Here is a 17905-nt window from a genome sequence, read left to right as displayed (position 1 = left end):
GTAACATCCCCTCGTATTAAAATAGTAGCGCCGTCACTTCGTCCTCTATTGGCGTAGGAAACGAAATGACGGCGAAGGTACAACCACCACATTTGCAGCTGTGATCGTTAAAACTCGCTCGCAGGCCGATCCAGTCCGGTTACAGCCGGACTAGTACGAACGTAAAGCAATAGCCCACATGGCGATATCTCACGGTTGCCGCCGCGAGATTATGGACGAAAAGCATGCGAAATAGACACGTCAAAACTGTTGGCGCAGAAATAACAGTAGCTATCCGCGACAAGGTTACGCCCTCTATGCGTACCCCTGTTTCGGGTAGGAGCTACCTACCCCTCATCAGACGGAAAACATTTCAATTTCGGCAAGTTCGCGGAATAAATAGTCGGATATGAACGTTAAAGCGCTCATATCTCGCAGCATTACGAATAGCTCCATTAAGTCGACGGGCTTACGCGTCAATGCAATGTAATCTACTACATTGTAAATCGTAGGATCGGCGGTCGGAGTTACGGAACATAGCCACAATTGACCATCGTAGTGCATGGCGTATGTACTGTCCATCAAGTAGCCAGTGACGGTCTTATCGAGAATGGTGTAAGTTAACGTTATCTGCTTCATGACACCAACCCTCCAATAAAACCGCGTGTAAATTCAGCTAATAACGAACCAATAGCGCGTGCAATCCATTTTTTATGCCGTAAACGCATCTTCTCCGACCTCCTTTACGTTGTGATTAATGAAGCCAAGTGCCACGAATTGAGCGGGAAGAATCTCGATACAGCCGGCGATAACGTCGGATTTAACGGCTGGAACCGTTTTGAGGAAGAACTCCGGCAATACCATTAACTGTTGACGGCGGTAACGTGAAGTTGGCGCAATGTGATCGTTGACGTACGTTAAGATGTAATTACCAGTGCGAGCGTCGCGGACGTAACCTATAGTGCGGATAGTCAGCGGTAATAGTTCCCCGGTCGTAAAATTGAAAGTTTGAATATTAAAATATCGTTGAGCAGTAGTCATAAATGAAACCTCCTTAAAATAATCATTCGATGTGAACGTTTAACGTTCTTCGTGTATATAATATATCAAATGAACGTTAAACGGTCAATAGATAAATGAAAATTAATTTTGTATACTTAATGTGTGGAGGTGTTTCAATGAATTGGGAAGAACGACCGGCGATAATAAAATGTAATCTTGGCCTTATACTTAAAGCAAAAAACATATCAGCGTTACAACTATCTAACGACATACAACACCGACGTTCTACTATAAACGATCTAATTAATAATAAGGAGATCGATAGTAAACGTATTCCAACACAATTGATCGCACGAATATGTGTTTATCTAGATATTACGCCTAACGATTTATTTACGATTGAACATACGAAATAACCTCGTAGAATTTACGGGGTTATTTTTACGTTTACAATATCGTTTAGTTACGTCAGACTTCGTTAAGTATTCGTCAAGACTTCGTCAGTACATTAAAGTGCTAAAGTTTTTGTTTGTATTTGTCGATACTAACTTCGTAGGATTACGAATACAGGAGGCGTTATTATCACAAATCAAACACAAACAACTAAAGAGTATGCAGAAACAATGGGCCGGATTTCATTACTGCTCGTCGGCTGGAAGGTTCATACATCTCCAATGGACCTACCTTACGATTTCCTTGCGACTGATCCGGTGAACGGCGATCACTACCGAATTAATGTTGCACGTATATATCAAGATAAAAAACGTGGAGGCTTATTTGTATCTAGAAAAAAACCAACCGAGGATGTGCATGCTGACTTTATCTTAGGTGTATTGCTTATAGATAATCAGATACCACGAACATTCCTCTTAGAAAACAAATCACAAAAATTTTACCGTTATCCATCGAAAACATCTGAGCGATGGATTGAACTAGGTCCGTTACTTGGACCTTATATTCAGAATCAGTAATACATTTAAAGTTTATTATATAAATGGTAATATACACTATATATAATGGATGTGTTTCCGAATGGTAGAGTTATTGAAGTGGGTCGCTTTTATTGGGTTATTTGCTGGAGCTATTGGTGGTTTTTATTACGGATCGCTTATCGGCGATGAGTTTAGTTTTAGTACGGCGTTACCGTTTTGGATTACTGGAGTATTAACCTTTGCAGTATTCGCAGCGCTAACGGAAATGTTAAGCAAGATGCGAGAGGTACACGCGAAGATGTTCCCATACGTTGAGGTAGTGAACATTAACGAAGAAATAACGAAAGAGCCGTCGGTTTGATCCGAAGGCTCTTCTTGTTTTCATTTATGTATTACGTTATAGTATAGGCGTAGTCCGAATAACTCGTCCAATTTATCGCAATACGTTTTACGTTGCTAGTAGGAATGGCGCGCATCTAGTTTGTCGGAACCTTTTCGCACCATTCCGATAAATTCTTCGTAAATTCAACGGTAAAAATCCTCGTAATTCCTTACGGCTCTAGCGTTCAGCTGACCTTATGCTCTATTCTAAGCTTATCTGCCACCATTGCGATAAATTCGCTATTGGTTGGCTTAGATTTGCTAATATTCACGGTGTAGCCGAATAGGTGGCTAATGCTGTCGATGTTGCCACGAGTCCAAGCGACTTCAATCGCGTGTCTTATTGCTCTTTCAACACGAGATGGTGTCGTTTTGAATTTTTCAGCGATTGCTGGATACAAGGTTTTTGTAATAGAACCAAGAATTTCAATATTGTTATATACCATCGTAATTGCTTCACGTAAGTATTGATAGCCTTTAATATGTGCTGGAACGCCGATTTCATGGATAATACTTGTAATATTAGCATCAAGATTTTTGCCTTTACCCATCGGAACTACGTTCGATCTACTCATAAACATACTTGAATTGAAGGTTGAAGAACTCATAGAACTAGATGGAACACCAACCAATTGTCTAATGCGATTAGAAAGCATATCCATATCGAACGGTTTCAGTATGTAATATGATGCCCCTAATTGTACAGCTTTTTGCGTGATATTTTCTTGACCGAATGCCGTCAACATAATTATTTTGGGCATAGGATTAAGATCCATTTCTCTAATCTTCTCAAGTACTCCTAATCCGTCCAAATGAGGCATAATAATATCGAGAATTAATACATCTGGTAACTTTCTAGCACTCTCCAAATGTCTTAATACTTCATCTCCATTAAATGCTACTCCACACACATTCATATCACTTTGTTCAGAAATAAATTCCGATAACAAGTTAGTAAATTCTCGGTTGTCATCTGCCAATAAAACGTCAATCTTTTGCAAGATGTAAGCCTCCCTATAAATTATATGAATGTCGAGTCAATTTTTTCTGTCTTAACTACAGTTTCGACATATGAATATGATTTCCTTCTGTCGAAAATCATTTTTCTTTATTTTTTTTCAGTATTTCGATATAATAAATATTTGACTACATACTTCGAAGTAATTCGACATGAGCTACCAAGATTAGCTACTCTCATTAAAGAGAAGGCCACCTTACATGTTTCAATGTAATGGTGACCTTTTTATCGTTATGAAGCAATATTTTGTGCTTGCTCAGTTTCAGAATGTAATAATACTCCTGCGTCCTGGAGCATCCATTCAATGAAACAACCATATCCTGAAGTAGGATCATTAACAAATACATGTGTAACTGCTCCAATTAATTTCCCATCTTGAATAATAGGACTACCAGACATCCCTTGCACGATTCCACCTGTTTTACTAATTAAGCGTTCATCGGTAATCTTAAGCACCATACCCTTTGTTGCAGGAGCTGACTGCTTAGCAACATGAACAACTTCAATATCAAATCGCTCAACCTTTTGTCCATTCAACACAGTCAATATTTGTGCAGGTCCTTCCTTTACATCCTCTGCAAAGGCAACCGGAATGGCAGCACTATTAAAGCTATGCGTAGGCATCTCATTCATCTTACCAAAAATTCCAAATGGAGTATTACGTTCAATACTACCTAAAATTCTTTTCTCTTTCACAAAGATCGCACGTTTTTCACCGGGATCACCATTTTGACTTTTATTAATCGATGTTACACTTGATTGCAATATTTCTCCATCTCCAACTGTGATCGGAGTTCCTGTATCCATATCTGTAATAACATGTCCTAATGCCCCATAAACACCTTGATCCGGTGCGTAGAAAGTTAATGTTCCTACACCAGCAGCAGAATCACGAATATAAAGTCCTATTCTCCAAGCTTGATCACCCATATCATAAATTGGTTTAAGCTTCGTTTGCATCGATTTTCCATTACGAATAAATGTAATGTTTAATGGCTTTTTGTTAGAGCTATACTTTTCACATAATTCGCCTAACTGCTTTACATTACTTACTTTATCCTTGTTAATGGCAACGATAAGATCACCTAATCGAAGACCTGCTACTTCACCAGGAGATTGTTTTTCATTAGTCTCATCAGAAACTTGATGATGACCAACGACCAATACACCTGCTGAATTCACTTTTACTCCGATCGTTTGCCCACCAGGTACAACTTTAAGATCAGGGACAACGTCTACTTTGACTGTTTTGAATGGGATTTTACCAAATAATTTCACTTTCATCTGAGTTTGACCAATTTGATAAGAGTGTAATGATAACGGTTCTTTCAAACTCACTGATAATGAAGATTCTGTTGAACCGTTCACTTGCAGTATTTCTGGATCGACCGTAAGCTGAGCGTGCACAGGTGCACTATACTGTACGTTTTTTAATTGCCCAGTAAATAGCCTGAGTTCATCGGGAAAAGCTACAATCTGTTGCATCGGTGTAGAAATCCCGACTAAACCAACCATAATTACAAGAATTAGTCCAAAAATACGTCTAGGTTGCTTTGGGTCCAATCTTTTCACGCTCCTGTCATTCCATCTCATGACGATAGGTAGATCGCCAATGGCGTACCTATAAGTTACCCCGAGCGACAAGTTTTATGACCACAAAAACATTCCCAAATTTCCTTTCATTACGCACCTTTCAAGCCTAGAGCCAAATCTAACATTTCTTGAGCATGATGTTTCGTTTTTTCTGTTATTTCTACGCCACCGAGCATACGAGCCAATTCATTAATCCGTTCATCGCCAATCAGTTGTGTAACCGAAGTATACGTTCGCTCTCCAACAAATTGCTTACGTATTTCATAATGATGGTCGGCCATACACGCAACCTGCGGTAAATGACTAATCGAGAAAACTTGACAATTCTCTGCTAGTGATGATAATTTTTCAGCAATCGCTTGTGCGGCACGTCCACTTACACCCGTATCCACCTCGTCAAATATAAGTACAGGAATTTGGTCTATTTGCGCAAATATAGATTTCAATGCCAACATAATACGCGACATTTCCCCTCCTGATGCTACCTTATGTAACGGCTTCAACGGCTCCCCTGGGTTCGTACTCATCATAAACACAGCATGATCAAGTCCAGTAGCACTTAAGCGTATACGTTCTTCAGCATCCTGCAGGGCATGATTAATTTCAACTTTGAATTTGGCTGCACCCATTTGTAATCCAGTAAGCTGATCTTTAATTTCATTAGAAAGCTTAATTGCGGCTTCCTTACGCAAAATAGATAGCTGCTCTGCCAAAACGTAAGCTTGCTTATATTCCGTTTCTTCTTGATCCTTCAATTGCTGTAATCGTTCATCACGATTTTCCATCTTATCACGTTCATCAGTAATTTTTGCTAAATAAGCAATAATTTCTTCGATGCTCTCACCATATTTACGCTTCAATGTACGAATGAGATCAAGTCGATCCTCCACATTAGTAAGCTGCTCTGGATCTGTTTCAATTCCATCACGATAACTCCGAAGCTGGTACATCACATCCTCCGCACCATAATAGGCAGTTTGCAGCTGTTCTAGCATCGGAGCTAGTGCAGATTCATCATAGCTAACAATATCCGTTAAGCGATTAATTGCTCGACTTAACGCTTCTAGCCCTTGTCCATCATTCAGATGACCATATGCTTCTTTTACAGATGAAGTACGTTTTTCAGCATACATTAGCATCTTTCGTTGCTCTAATAGCTCTTCATCTTCACCTGGTTTTAATTTGGCTGCACTGATCTCTTCAATTTGGAACAAATACAAATCATGCATCTGAACATTGTGCCGAGAAGTATTTTCTAATTCATGTAATTGTGAGCGAATAAGTAATAATTGTTCATATTGTTGTGCATAAGCCTTTTTATTATTCAGCAAACTTGCACTGCCATACATATCTAGCCATTCCAGATGCTGCTCGTTTTTGAGAAGTGATTGATGTTCATGCTGACCATGAATATTAACAAGGCTTTCACCAATTTCTCGCAGCATCGTAATTGTCACCAGCTGACCGTTAACGCGACTACTACTTTTACCAGTTGAACTTAGCTCACGACGAACAATTAGCATTTCATTGGCATCATGTTGAATACCTAGAGCTGCTAATTTTGACCAAACAGGATGTTCGTATGACAAATCAAACATCGCTTCAACTTCTGATTTATCGCAGCCATACCGCACCATATCGACAGAGCCACGACCACCAACAACTAAGCTTAATGCATCAATCAATATAGATTTACCTGCTCCTGTTTCACCTGTTAAAACATGAAAACCATTATGAAACTGTACACTTGCCTCTTCAATAACTGCTAAGTTGCGAATAGAAAGTTCATGTAGCATGAACATACGCCTCCTAAAACTTTTTATTAGATAATAAATAAGCTTCTTTGTAAATAAAAAGTAACTTCGTAAGCATAAGATATAACTTATTATTGAATATATTAATTCAGCATTTCTATAAAGCGCTCAACTACAATCTGACTTTGCGTACTTGATCTACAAATAATAAGAATGGTATCATCACCAGAAATTGTACCCATAATATCGGAATTATCTAATGCATCAATTAATGCAGCAATCGTATTTGCAGTACCAGGTAAACATTTCATTACGACAAGATTATCCGAGAAATCAATATGTGTAAAATGGTCCTGTAATGCTCTGCGCAGCTTATGAATGGGATTGGGCTTTTGACTTTCGCCGGGCATTGCATATTTGTAGCCTCCAGATGACGAAAGAATTTTGATAAGCATTAGCTCTTTAATATCTCTAGAAACTGTCGCTTGCGTAACCTGCATGCCACTTTGGCGTAATGCCGCTACTAATTCTTCCTGTGTCTCTACATCTCGATCTGTAATAATTTCTTTTATTCTAAACTGTCTTATACCTTTCACATTTAAGACCCCTATTCCGAATTATTCAATGAAATGAAACGCGATCTTCCTTAGCGTTCCTTCTCGATAATTAATATATATTATTCCCGACATGTTAGGAACTAATAACGAATACATCAATAATCGATCACGTATTTCATTATTTGTCCACTCCATCGGATGCCGCTCCCGCTCATACTTTACAAGGTACATATGACTTTTTCTCTCGACAACGTAGTCTACATATACATTGGATGCCTTATCCAATACAACATCGTCTAACTCAATCGCAATCGGGATCGTATGCCGTCCAGATATGACGATATATCCTTTTTTCCTTAGAAATATAACATTAGGATCATCTTCTTTGATCGTACCACCTTTGCCTAGCTTAATTCTAGACATTGTTTGAGGAGTATGTAGCCACCGATAAAACCAACGATAAGCAATGAGTAATAATACAATTGAAGCAACAATCATAATAAACCATTCACCGTATGGCGCCAACTAAAACTCCTCCTAACCTTCACCAAACTTCATGAAATAGAACGTTTGTTTCTATTCACAGTTTATCTTAATGACTAACTACCTGTAAAGAGAAAAGATGCCTCACGATAAATAATTACCGATTAGCATCCTTCTTGGAGTATATTATTTTTTTGAACTTACTTTAAATGTTTCATTGGCTTCTCGTACGATTTCTTCAATACGATCAAGAGGTACTTCTTCACTGTTAGGAGTATTCTCCCAAGTCCACTGGGCTAGAAACTCAATATTTCCTTCACCGCCTGTAATCGGAGAAAACGTCAAGTTTTTAAGTGAGTAGCCGATCTCATTAGCCATACTAAGCACTTTTACTAATACTTCTTTATGAACACTTGGCTCACGCACAACACCTAATTTACCGACTTTTTCACGACCGGCTTCGAATTGTGGTTTAATTAGTGCAACTACTGAAGAGCCAACTGGGAATAATGTAGATAAGGTGGGCATAATATGTTTCAATGAGATGAATGATACATCAATGCTCGCAAAATTCGGCTTCGGACCTTGTAATTCATCTACAGTTAGATAACGAAAATTCGTTCTTTCCATTACATTGACCTGCTCATGCTGGCGAAGTGACCAGTCCAATTGATTATACCCAACATCTATTGCATACACATAAGAAGCTCCGTGCTGTAGAGCACAATCTGTAAATCCACCCGTTGAGGCTCCAATATCAAGCATCGTTACATCTTGCATATTTAGTTCAAAGCTTTTAATTGCTTTTTCTAATTTCAAACCGCCTCGACTAACATACGGATGTATCGAGCCTTTTACTTTAATAGCAGAAGAACGAGCAACTTTCATACCAGCTTTATCAACTGGTTCTTCGTCGACAAGGACAAGTCCAGCCATTAAAGCTTTCTTAGCCTTCTCACGACTATCAAAGTAACCAAGCTCAACAAGTAATACATCTATCCGTTCCTTTGGAACTGCTGTCATTGTATCCCTACCTATCAATTGTGCAAATTAGCACTTTTCTTACGCTTTGGCAACATATCTTGAACGACTTTTATAACGCTTGTAGCATTCAACCCAATCTCATCTCGTTGCTCAGCAATACTTCCATGCTCAACAAATAGATCAGGTATACCCATCAGACGAATAACCATATCATCAATATGTTGTTGCGAATAATGTTCAAGAATTGCGCTTCCTAGTCCGCCTAGTTCAGCACTTTCTTCAATAACAATAAGTTTTTTATGTTGTTTGGCTAGTCGCTGAAGCATTTCATGATCCAACGGCTTAACAAAACGAGCATTAATAATCTCAACATCGATACCTTCGCGTTTCAACTGCTCTGCTGCTTCCTTCGCAACTTTAATCATTGGACCAAGCGCCAATATTGCGAATTCAGATTCTCCCTCTTTCAGCACTTCCCAAGATCCAATCGGAAGCGTTGTTAGTTCCGGCAGTAGCTCAACACCTTCAACATTAATACGCGGATATCTTATAGCAATCGGTCCATCATTATATTCAACAGCTGTTTTCATCATTTGACGTAGTTCATTCTCATCTTTAGGCATCATAATAACGATATTTGGTACATGACGTAAGAAAGGTATATCGTACACGCCTTGATGAGTTTCCCCGTCCGGTCCAACAAATCCAGCTCGGTCAATAGCAAAAATTACATTAAGATTTTGACGACAAATATCATGAACGACTTGATCATAGGCACGTTGCAAGAACGTAGAATACACTGCAAAGACAGGCTTCATTCCTTCAATTGCAAGTGCTGCTGCCATTGTAGCTGCATGCTGCTCGGCAATCCCGACATCAATCATTCGAGTTGGGAAACGTTTTGCAAAATCAAGTAAGCCTGAACCGCCTGGCATTGCTGGTGTTACCGCAACAATACGATCATCGTTTTCAGCTAACTCAATTAATACATCACCGAAAATTTTAGTATACATTGGTGGTCCAACTGCTTTGACCATTTTTCCTGATTCAATCTTATAAGGAGATGCACCATGCCATGTATGAGAATCATTTTCAGCAGGCTTATAGCCTTTACCTTTTGTCGTAATGACATGTACTAGTACAGGACCATTGATGTTATCGGCTTGCTTCAATGTTTCTAATAATGCTTCCATATCATGCCCATCAACAGGTCCAAGGTAAGATAACCCAAATTGTTCAAAAAGAATGCCGCTCACTAATAGGTATTTCAAGCTATCCTTGAATCTTCCTACCGTTTCAGCAAGCTTCCCACCAATGGCAGGAATCCTATTGAGCAATTGATTAACCTCTTCCTTAGCTTTCTGATATTGGCGACCAGTACGAATCTTGCTTAAATACTGATGGAGTGCACCAACATTAGGAGCAATTGACATTTCATTATCATTCAAAATAACGATCAATTTACGCTTCTCATGGCCAATATGATTCAATGCTTCGAGTGCCATACCACCAGTTAAAGCACCATCACCGATCATTGCAACAACGCGATTATCTTCGCCTTTAAAGTCGCGTGCCATTGCCATACCAATCGCTGCAGATAGTGAGGTACTGCTATGTCCAGCTTCCCACACATCATGTTCACTTTCGTTGCGTTTTACAAACCCACATAAACCTTTATATTTCCGTAATGTATCAAATTGATCTTTACGACCAGTAATAATTTTGTGAACGTATGACTGATGTCCAACATCAAAAATAAATTTATCGTTAGGACTGTCAAATAAATAATGCATTGCTAGAGTAAGTTCAACAACTCCAAGATTTGGAGCGAGATGACCACCAGTAATAGATAATTGACTAATTAAAAATTGACGAATTTCTTCCGCCAATTGTTCTAATTGGTCTATAGATAAATGCTTCAAATCCTCGGGGCCATCTACATGTTCTAAAAGCACATTGCTTTCCTCGCCTTCAAAAAAGATTGTGAACCCAATCCCTTTAATCATTACCATATATTATAACACATACATCGAATACTGCCTAATTGCAGCTCAGAAATGTAACTGTTATGCTACCTATTCGCCGCCGACTAAGCTACGTTTGCATATCATCGTGATCACAAGTGGATGTTTTGAACTTCCTCTATTAAGACTCTCTATGTACTAAGTAATCTGCGATTTCAAGCAACTGACTCGGTTGCTGTAAGTTAGCTTCAATAATCGCTGTCTTCGCTTGCTCGGTAAGCCTCTGAACAAGAGCAATACTTTCGTCTAATCCTAATAGATAAGGATAAGTCACTTTTTGTTGCTCAATATCACTATGAACCGGCTTGCCAAGCTTTTGTACATCTCCAACGACATCAAGAATATCATCTTGAATTTGAAAAGCTAATCCGATATTTCTACCGTATAATTCTAGTTTTTCAATCTGGAACGCACTAGCACCAGCAGTTCTTGCACCTGCAAGTACAGAACAAACGATAAGATCACTTGTCTTATGTTCATGGATATATTCAAGCTGAGTAATCGAGGTTATCCCTTGTTCTCCTTGAATATCAGCCACTTGTCCACCAACCATCCCTTTTGCACCAGCATACTTAACGAGATCATCAATGATATCTATTGCGACCGCAGCACTAATATAACCTTTTTTGGCCATGTCCGTCACAAAACCAAAGCTTTGCGTAAGTAAAGCATCACCAGCTAAAATAGCCATTGCCTCACCATAAACTTTATGATTGGTTGGCTTACCACGACGAAAATCATCATTATCCATTGCAGGTAGATCGTCATGAATTAGTGAATAGGTATGTATATACTCAATTGCGCATGCAGCACCATATGCTTTTTCATAGATGTCGGCTTCGCCGCGAATCGCATAAGCAGATGCCAATACGAGGTAAGGACGAATACGTTTACCCCCAGCCGTTAGTGAATACTCCATCGCCTCTATAAGAGTAGAAGGGGCTCCTTCCAGTACGTTAAGTGACAATAGAAGTTGCTGACCAACTTGTTTTGCTATTGTATTCACATGCTCTTGTATCGTAATTGAGTCATTCACTAGACTACTCTCCTTTTTCTAATTGAGCAGTTGGAAATGGTTTCGTCTCTGTACCATTGTCCGTTTCAATCAGCATTTCTATTTTTGCTTCCACTTGCTTTAATTTACCGTTACAAAGATTAGAAAGCAACATACCTTCTTGATATAATTCAATCGCTTGCTCTAGTGGCACATCACCATTTTCCAGTTGTGCGACTATCGTTTCAAGGCGCTCTAATGCCTGTTCAAAGCTTTGCTCCTGCTCTTGCTTTTTAACCATTATGAATCCCTCCCAAGACTTTTCACTTATTCCAGTAACGTCCTTTTTCACTAACTATTAGTGCAAGTTCAAAAAGCGGGCTTTCAGAATCGAGCAGGTGAAGTCAATTTTAGGTAGGAGGAAACGTAAATGTACGTACTTGGTACATGCGTACCGGACTACCAAAATTCACTTCAGATGCGATGCCGATTAAGCACCTTGTATAACTTCGTTATCAAAGTCCGCTTTTTGAACATCATCTATTAATTTGCTGAACTTCACAATTCAATGTTCCATCCGCTAATCTCACTTCAATATGATTCCCAACTTTAACCTGATCTATATTTTTCAACAGTTGTTCATTATCTGTATAGGTCAAGCTATAGCCACGGGCCATTACTTTAAGTGGACTTAGTGCATCTAATTGCTTCATATTCGTAATAATTTGTATCTTTTTCCCATCAAGTACACGCTTCATCTGATCATCTAATTGATTTCTTAACACATTTACATTCCGTGCTAATAGCTTAATCCGATGTTCTGGATGTAGTCGAGCTAGCTTGCTTTCTTGTGCGGACAGCTTAAGTTTATGACTATCCAATTGTTTTCGCAAATTCACTTTAAGTCCCGTTTGCAAATAGTCTACTCTTTCTGCTTGTTGTAGAAAGAATCTTTTGGGTTGGATAAATGTCGGAGCTTGCTGCGCTCTACGAAGTCTCTCCGTCAGTCTTTCTAGCTTCGTATTCATCGCATAATGAAGCTTTTCATTATGTCTTGTAACGATAGCATTCAGTTCTTTAACATGAGGGACCGCTAGTTCCGCAGCAGCCGTTGGAGTAGCTGCACGAACATCAGCAACAAAATCAGAAATCGTGAAGTCTGTTTCATGCCCAACTGCACTAATAATCGGTATACGAGAAGTAGCGATCGCTCTTACAACCACTTCTTCGTTAAATGCCCATAGCTCTTCAAGTGAACCGCCACCGCGTCCGACAATTATTACATCGCATTGCGAAGCTTCATTCATCATTTGGATTGCTTTAACAATCGATGGAGCTGCTAATTCCCCCTGCACTTGTACAGGTGCTATTAACATATTCGCTACCGGATAACGACGTTGTATCGTAGTAATGATGTCTCGAACTGCTGCGCCAGTTGGCGAAGTAATGATGCCGATGCTCTTAGGAAAAAGAGGAAGTGCTCGTTTGCGTGTCTGTGCAAACAATCCCTCCTCTTCTAATCGAGCTTTCAATTGTTCATATGCAAGATACAAGCTACCAAGACCATCAGGCTGCATCGCATTCGCATAAAACTGGTATGCACCATCTCGCTCAAATACTGAAATGGTACCGCGAGCTAGAACTTTCGTCCCTTCTCGCGGTATAAATTTCATTTTGGCATTATGAGAAGCAAACATTACACATTTGATACGACTGTCCTTATCCTTCAATGTGAAATACATATGACCACTTGAATGATGCGTAAAGTTAGATACCTCGCCTCTAAGCCATACATCAGACAATACTGGATCTACATCCATTGCCATCCGAATATATTTATTGACTTCCTTTATCGTATAAACATGAGGCTCATTTCTCATGAATGTCTCACATCCCGTTTGCTTTTTTGGCAGCTGTTATTGTATTTTTCATTAACATCGTAATCGTCATAGGGCCTACGCCGCCTGGCACTGGTGTTATATGTCCAGCCACAGTTTTACAGCTTTCAAAGTCAGCATCTCCAGCTAATTTACCAGTATCAAGTCGATTAATACCAACATCAACAACGACCGCACCTGGTTTTACAAATTTGCTATCAATCGCATTAGCTCGTCCAATCGCAACAACTAAAATATCCGCTTGCTTCGCAATCTCTTCAAGATTAGCAGTGCGTGAGTGACAAATCGTTACTGTCGCATTTTCACGAAGCAGCAGCATTGCAACGGGCTTACCAACGATATTACTGCGCCCAATAACAACAGCATGCTTGCCTGCAATATCTACTCCACTGCGCTTAATTAATTCAATAACGCCTGCTGGCGTGCATGGCAATAAGCTATCATCACCGATAACTAGATTACCAACACTTTCAGGATGGAAGCCATCAACGTCTTTATCTACACGAATCGCATCAATAATTGCTTTCTCGTTAATATGTTTTGGAAGAGGTAACTGTACAAGAATACCATTAATAGAATCTTGATTATTCAGCTTATCGATAAGCGTTAGCACTTGCTCTTCCGAGCTGTCAGCAGCCATACGATGCACTTCAGAATACATCCCTAATTGTACGCAAGCTTTTTCTTTCGAGCCTACATATACTTTAGAAGCAGCATCTTCGCCAACTAATATTACTGCTAGGCCAGGAGTTACTCCTTTTTGTTTCAATTCAGCAACTTCATCAACCATCTCACCACGAATATCAGCAGAAATCTGTTTTCCGTCAATAATTTGTGCACTCATAAATTATCTCCTCCAACTTTTCATATACATTCTTAATATACTTCTCGTTAATAAAAAGTACATCGAAAGCTTTATCTCCAACTTTTCATATAGATGCCTTAGAACGAAAGAAGCTTATCGCATCATTCGCGACAAGCTTATGCTTTTTCTGAATCTAGGTTTTGCAGTAGTCTTGCAAGTACTCCATTAACGAATTTTCCTGATTCCTCAGTACCAAAATGCTTTGCAAGCTCGATAGCTTCGTTCACTGCTACTTTCGGTGGGGCATCTTTGCTAAATACCATTTCAAAACATGCAAGTCGTAAAATTTGTAAATCAACTTTTGAAAGTCGGTCAACCTGCCAACCTGTTAAATGAGTCGTTAACAAATCATCGATCGCTACTTTATGTTCATTCACACCTAACAATAACTTACGTGCAAATTCATTAGTCGCATCATCACTTACTTTGACACTAACTTCGTCGTCTGCTTTAATTTCTTCGATAATCATTTCTAAAGCTTCAAACACTTGCACATCGTTAAGCTCTAATTGATATAAACTTGCTACTACCATTTCTCTCGCTAATCTACGTTTCATATGCCCTCCACAACAATTTGCTGAAAATCAACATCTAATCTATGATCTCATCCCTGCCCCGAATATATTAATATCCGAAGTACGGAGCAGACCACAGCTCTAACGGTACGGCTTAAATAGCTTTAAGAAAGTTTGCCATAGACGTTCTAGTGGTGCTAGTGGATGCGAAGCATATTCCTTCTCTTTTCCAAACCAGTAACCAACTGCTACAAGCAATGCTACAAATAGCATATCCCAAAAACCAACAAGCAAATAAAGAATACCAAAGAAAAGACCAACACTAGCACCTATTATTCTTTTCCAATATACAGGCCAAAAATCCTTCCACATAGATAGCTCACCTCTATTCTACGCGACTTTTAATCGTATTCGTTTGAATAATGTTCGCTATATATACAGATACATTAGTCACAGGGATACCAGTAATTTCTTCCAAATAATTTTTCACAGAGATTTGAATTTCCTCTGTTAATTGTGGAATAGAAACTTCACCGTCCACAACAGTACGAAGCACAATGTCCATACCCGTATCTGTAGCATTCACCCTAGCTTTCAAATCTTTTACACCACGTATCTTCATAGCTGCTTTAAGTGCAAGGTTTTCCATTGTTTCAATCGAGATACGGATGTCACCATACTCAGTACGCTGATCCACAGATTGGGAAGAAAGTGTACTGCGAGAAAGTGAGACTACAAAAAATCGCAAACTAATCAAGAACATTACGATACCGACAATAGCTAGCGCAATAAGATAATTAGTATTGGAATACAGCGTTTCAATGAAATCAGCGGAAAGTGTTTCGTTAATCCAAGCGAAGCCTACACATACGAATACTACCGAGATGATTCCAATAACAATGCTGTACAAAAACAACAATAGCTTGTCTACTACTCTGATCAATGTTCTTCATCCTCTCGATTAATGTAATCAACCCCCTTTACCGAGCACTGCTGCCCAATTCTAAGGGGGTTAATTGTTCTAGTTTACACGCTTTGCTTGATCATCATTGTCGACTTTCTCATCTGGTTTAAGATGAACATCATGTACATGTACGTTCACTTCAACAACAGAAAGTCCGGTCATAACTTCAATGGAGCGTTTAATATTTTCTTGAACATTATTTGCAACTTCAGGAATTTTATAGCCGTATTGAATAATAACAGAAACATCAACTGCTGCTTCTTTTTGTCCAACTTCAACTTTAACGCCTTTAGCAACGTTTTTCTTCCCAAGCAGCTCAGCAATACCACCAGCTAAGCCACCACTCATACCTGCAATACCGTCAACTTCAACCGTTGCTAGTCCCGCAATTACTTCAATGACTTCTGGGGCAATTTGAATTGTACCCATGTCTGTTTTCTCATATTCAGCAATAATACTCATGCTGGTTACACCTCCAAATAATCAATACCTGCCTAAGGTCCTGCTTACTTCGTTACTTATTTCTATACTATAACATTCAGTAAGAATTATGACAAACTATATTGCATAGTGTATTGACGGCTTAAGCAGTACCATTAATATCATATTCCTCAAGGAACATAATATCAAAATCGCCACTAATGAACTTCTCATGCTCAAGCACTTTCAAATGGAACGGAATAGTTGTCTTTATTCCATCAATTGCAAATTCCTGCAGGGCACGTTTCATACGACTAATCGCCTCATTACGAGTTGGTGCCCACACAATCAGTTTTGCAATCATAGAATCATAATGTGGTGAGATGGTGTAGCCAGGATATACTGCACTATCAACACGAACACCATTTCCTCCAGGTGGTAAATAGAATGAAATATGACCTGCAGATGGCATGAAGTTACGTTCAGAGTCCTCTGCATTGATCCGACATTCAATCGACCAACCATTTATACTTAGATCATCTTGAGATAGAGAAAGTAGATTACCTTCAGCTACTGAGATCATTTCTTTAATAAGATCAGTATTCGTGATCATCTCTGTAACAGGATGTTCAACTTGAATACGTGTATTCATTTCCATGAAATAGAATTGATCGTCCGGACCTAGAAGAAACTCTAATGTTCCTGCTCCAGAATAATTAACTGCAAGTGCTGCACGAACGGCTGCTTGCCCCATCTTCGTACGAAGTTCAGGTGAAAGCGTAGTACAAGGAGCTTCCTCAATCAACTTCTGACGACGACGTTGTACAGAACAATCTCGTTCAAACAGATGAACCGCATTACCATGCTTATCAGCCATAATTTGAACTTCAACATGCTTCATACCAGTCAAATATTTTTCCAAATATACTCCGCCATTACCGAAAGCTTTTTGAGCTTCCTGTTGTGCAGTAGAAATTTGTGTAATCAAACTATCTTCATCATCAGCAATTCGAATCCCTTTACCACCGCCGCCTGCTGTAGCCTTAATAATGACAGGATATCCGATGTCACGGGCAATCATAATAGCTTCATCCATATCTTCAATAAGACCATCTGAACCAGGAATGATTGGCACGTTAGCACTTTTCATCGTAAGCTTGGCAACTGCTTTATCTCCCATTTTACTAATTGCCTCAGGAGAAGGACCGATGAATGTAATATTGCATGATTCGCAAATTTCAGCAAAATCAGCGTTTTCAGCCAGAAACCCATAGCCTGGGTGGATAGCATCACATTCCGTAATTGTTGCAACACTCATAATATTTGTTAGATTTAAATAGCTGTCCTTAGAAGCAATTGGACCAATGCAGTAAGCCTCATCTGCCAGCTTCACATGTAATGAATCACGATCTGCTTCTGAATAGACGGCTACCGTTTGAATTCCTAATTCGCGACAAGCACGAATGATTCGAACCGCAATTTCTCCGCGATTCGCAATTAATATTTTTTGAAATTTCACGAATGACGAACCCCTTTCAACCA

General features: G+C 39.2%; 21 protein-coding genes. 3 read left to right on the top strand and 18 right to left on the bottom strand.

The window, feature by feature from the left end; all coding sequences use genetic code 11:
* Positions 1-336: 336 nt before the first annotated feature.
* Positions 337-618 (bottom strand): hypothetical protein, encoded by a 282-nt coding sequence (locus AC1TO5_RS13810; RefSeq protein WP_482063405.1) that lies wholly within the window; start codon positions 616-618, stop codon positions 337-339.
* A 72-nt stretch (positions 619-690) separates the two neighbouring features.
* Entirely contained in the window at positions 691-1020 is a 330-nt protein-coding gene (locus AC1TO5_RS13805) for a hypothetical protein (RefSeq protein WP_482063404.1), read from the bottom strand.
* A gap of 137 nt (positions 1021-1157) precedes the next feature.
* On the opposite strand from AC1TO5_RS13805, the gene AC1TO5_RS13800 reads away from it, so the two are divergent.
* The 3 genes from AC1TO5_RS13800 (at position 1158) to AC1TO5_RS13790 (ending at position 2274) form a co-directional block, all read left to right on the top strand.
* A complete protein-coding gene (locus AC1TO5_RS13800; protein ID WP_482063403.1) occupies positions 1158-1397 on the top strand; it encodes a helix-turn-helix domain-containing protein in 240 nt (79 codons plus the stop codon).
* A 207-nt stretch (positions 1398-1604) separates the two neighbouring features.
* Complete coding sequence (locus AC1TO5_RS13795) at positions 1605-1952, top strand: hypothetical protein (RefSeq protein WP_482063402.1); 348 nt, start codon at positions 1605-1607, stop codon at positions 1950-1952.
* A gap of 61 nt (positions 1953-2013) precedes the next feature.
* Positions 2014-2274 carry a hypothetical protein gene (locus AC1TO5_RS13790; RefSeq protein WP_482063401.1) on the top strand — a complete coding sequence of 87 codons (261 nt, stop codon included), beginning with the start codon at positions 2014-2016 and terminating at the stop codon, positions 2272-2274.
* Between the two features lie 205 nt (positions 2275-2479).
* On the opposite strand, the gene spo0A is transcribed toward AC1TO5_RS13790, so the two are convergent.
* The 16 genes from spo0A to accC form a co-directional block, all read right to left on the bottom strand.
* Entirely contained in the window at positions 2480-3295 is an 816-nt protein-coding gene (gene spo0A, locus AC1TO5_RS13785) for a sporulation transcription factor Spo0A (protein WP_482063400.1), read from the bottom strand.
* A gap of 248 nt (positions 3296-3543) precedes the next feature.
* Positions 3544-4905, bottom strand: a complete 1362-nt coding sequence (spoIVB, locus tag AC1TO5_RS13780) for a SpoIVB peptidase (RefSeq protein WP_482063399.1) — start codon at positions 4903-4905, stop codon at positions 3544-3546.
* Between the two features lie 89 nt (positions 4906-4994).
* Positions 4995-6701 (bottom strand): DNA repair protein RecN, encoded by a 1707-nt coding sequence (gene recN, locus AC1TO5_RS13775; RefSeq protein WP_482063398.1) that lies wholly within the window; start codon positions 6699-6701, stop codon positions 4995-4997.
* A 101-nt stretch (positions 6702-6802) separates the two neighbouring features.
* Positions 6803-7255 carry a transcriptional regulator AhrC/ArgR gene (gene ahrC, locus AC1TO5_RS13770; protein ID WP_482063397.1) on the bottom strand — a complete coding sequence of 151 codons (453 nt, stop codon included), beginning with the start codon at positions 7253-7255 and terminating at the stop codon, positions 6803-6805.
* Between the two features lie 21 nt (positions 7256-7276).
* Complete coding sequence (locus AC1TO5_RS13765; protein ID WP_482063396.1) at positions 7277-7741, bottom strand: hypothetical protein; 465 nt, start codon at positions 7739-7741, stop codon at positions 7277-7279.
* Between the two features lie 144 nt (positions 7742-7885).
* Positions 7886-8722, bottom strand: a complete 837-nt coding sequence (locus AC1TO5_RS13760) for a TlyA family RNA methyltransferase (RefSeq protein ID WP_482063395.1) — start codon at positions 8720-8722, stop codon at positions 7886-7888.
* Between the two features lie 14 nt (positions 8723-8736).
* Positions 8737-10695 (bottom strand): 1-deoxy-D-xylulose-5-phosphate synthase, encoded by a 1959-nt coding sequence (gene dxs, locus AC1TO5_RS13755; protein ID WP_482063394.1) that lies wholly within the window; start codon positions 10693-10695, stop codon positions 8737-8739.
* Between the two features lie 133 nt (positions 10696-10828).
* Positions 10829-11743, bottom strand: a complete 915-nt coding sequence (locus AC1TO5_RS13750; protein WP_482063393.1) for a polyprenyl synthetase family protein — start codon at positions 11741-11743, stop codon at positions 10829-10831.
* A 4-nt stretch (positions 11744-11747) separates the two neighbouring features.
* Positions 11748-12002, bottom strand: coding sequence for an exodeoxyribonuclease VII small subunit (gene xseB / locus AC1TO5_RS13745; protein WP_482063392.1), 255 nt, complete (start codon positions 12000-12002; stop codon positions 11748-11750).
* Between the two features lie 235 nt (positions 12003-12237).
* Positions 12238-13581 carry an exodeoxyribonuclease VII large subunit gene (gene xseA / locus AC1TO5_RS13740; protein WP_482063391.1) on the bottom strand — a complete coding sequence of 448 codons (1344 nt, stop codon included), beginning with the start codon at positions 13579-13581 and terminating at the stop codon, positions 12238-12240.
* A gap of 7 nt (positions 13582-13588) precedes the next feature.
* A complete protein-coding gene (folD, locus tag AC1TO5_RS13735; RefSeq protein WP_482063390.1) occupies positions 13589-14443 on the bottom strand; it encodes a bifunctional methylenetetrahydrofolate dehydrogenase/methenyltetrahydrofolate cyclohydrolase FolD in 855 nt (284 codons plus the stop codon).
* 137 nt (positions 14444-14580) lie between these two features.
* A complete protein-coding gene (gene nusB / locus AC1TO5_RS13730) occupies positions 14581-15021 on the bottom strand; it encodes a transcription antitermination factor NusB (protein WP_482063389.1) in 441 nt (146 codons plus the stop codon).
* A 99-nt stretch (positions 15022-15120) separates the two neighbouring features.
* On the bottom strand, positions 15121-15351 hold the full coding sequence (locus tag AC1TO5_RS13725; protein ID WP_482063388.1) for a DUF2273 domain-containing protein: 231 nt from the start codon (positions 15349-15351) through the stop codon (positions 15121-15123).
* Between the two features lie 13 nt (positions 15352-15364).
* On the bottom strand, positions 15365-15922 hold the full coding sequence (gene amaP / locus AC1TO5_RS13720; protein WP_482063387.1) for an alkaline shock response membrane anchor protein AmaP: 558 nt from the start codon (positions 15920-15922) through the stop codon (positions 15365-15367).
* A gap of 78 nt (positions 15923-16000) precedes the next feature.
* The gene (locus tag AC1TO5_RS13715) at positions 16001-16405 is read right to left on the bottom strand and encodes an Asp23/Gls24 family envelope stress response protein (protein WP_482063386.1); all 405 of its coding nucleotides are present in this window, start codon (positions 16403-16405) and stop codon (positions 16001-16003) included.
* A 121-nt stretch (positions 16406-16526) separates the two neighbouring features.
* Positions 16527-17882 (bottom strand): acetyl-CoA carboxylase biotin carboxylase subunit, encoded by a 1356-nt coding sequence (gene accC / locus AC1TO5_RS13710; RefSeq protein WP_482063385.1) that lies wholly within the window; start codon positions 17880-17882, stop codon positions 16527-16529.
* Positions 17883-17905: the final 23 nt, after the last annotated feature.

Source organism: Paenibacillus sp. Y930 (assembly GCF_056786375.1).
This window is presented reverse-complemented; position numbering and strand designations above follow the sequence as displayed.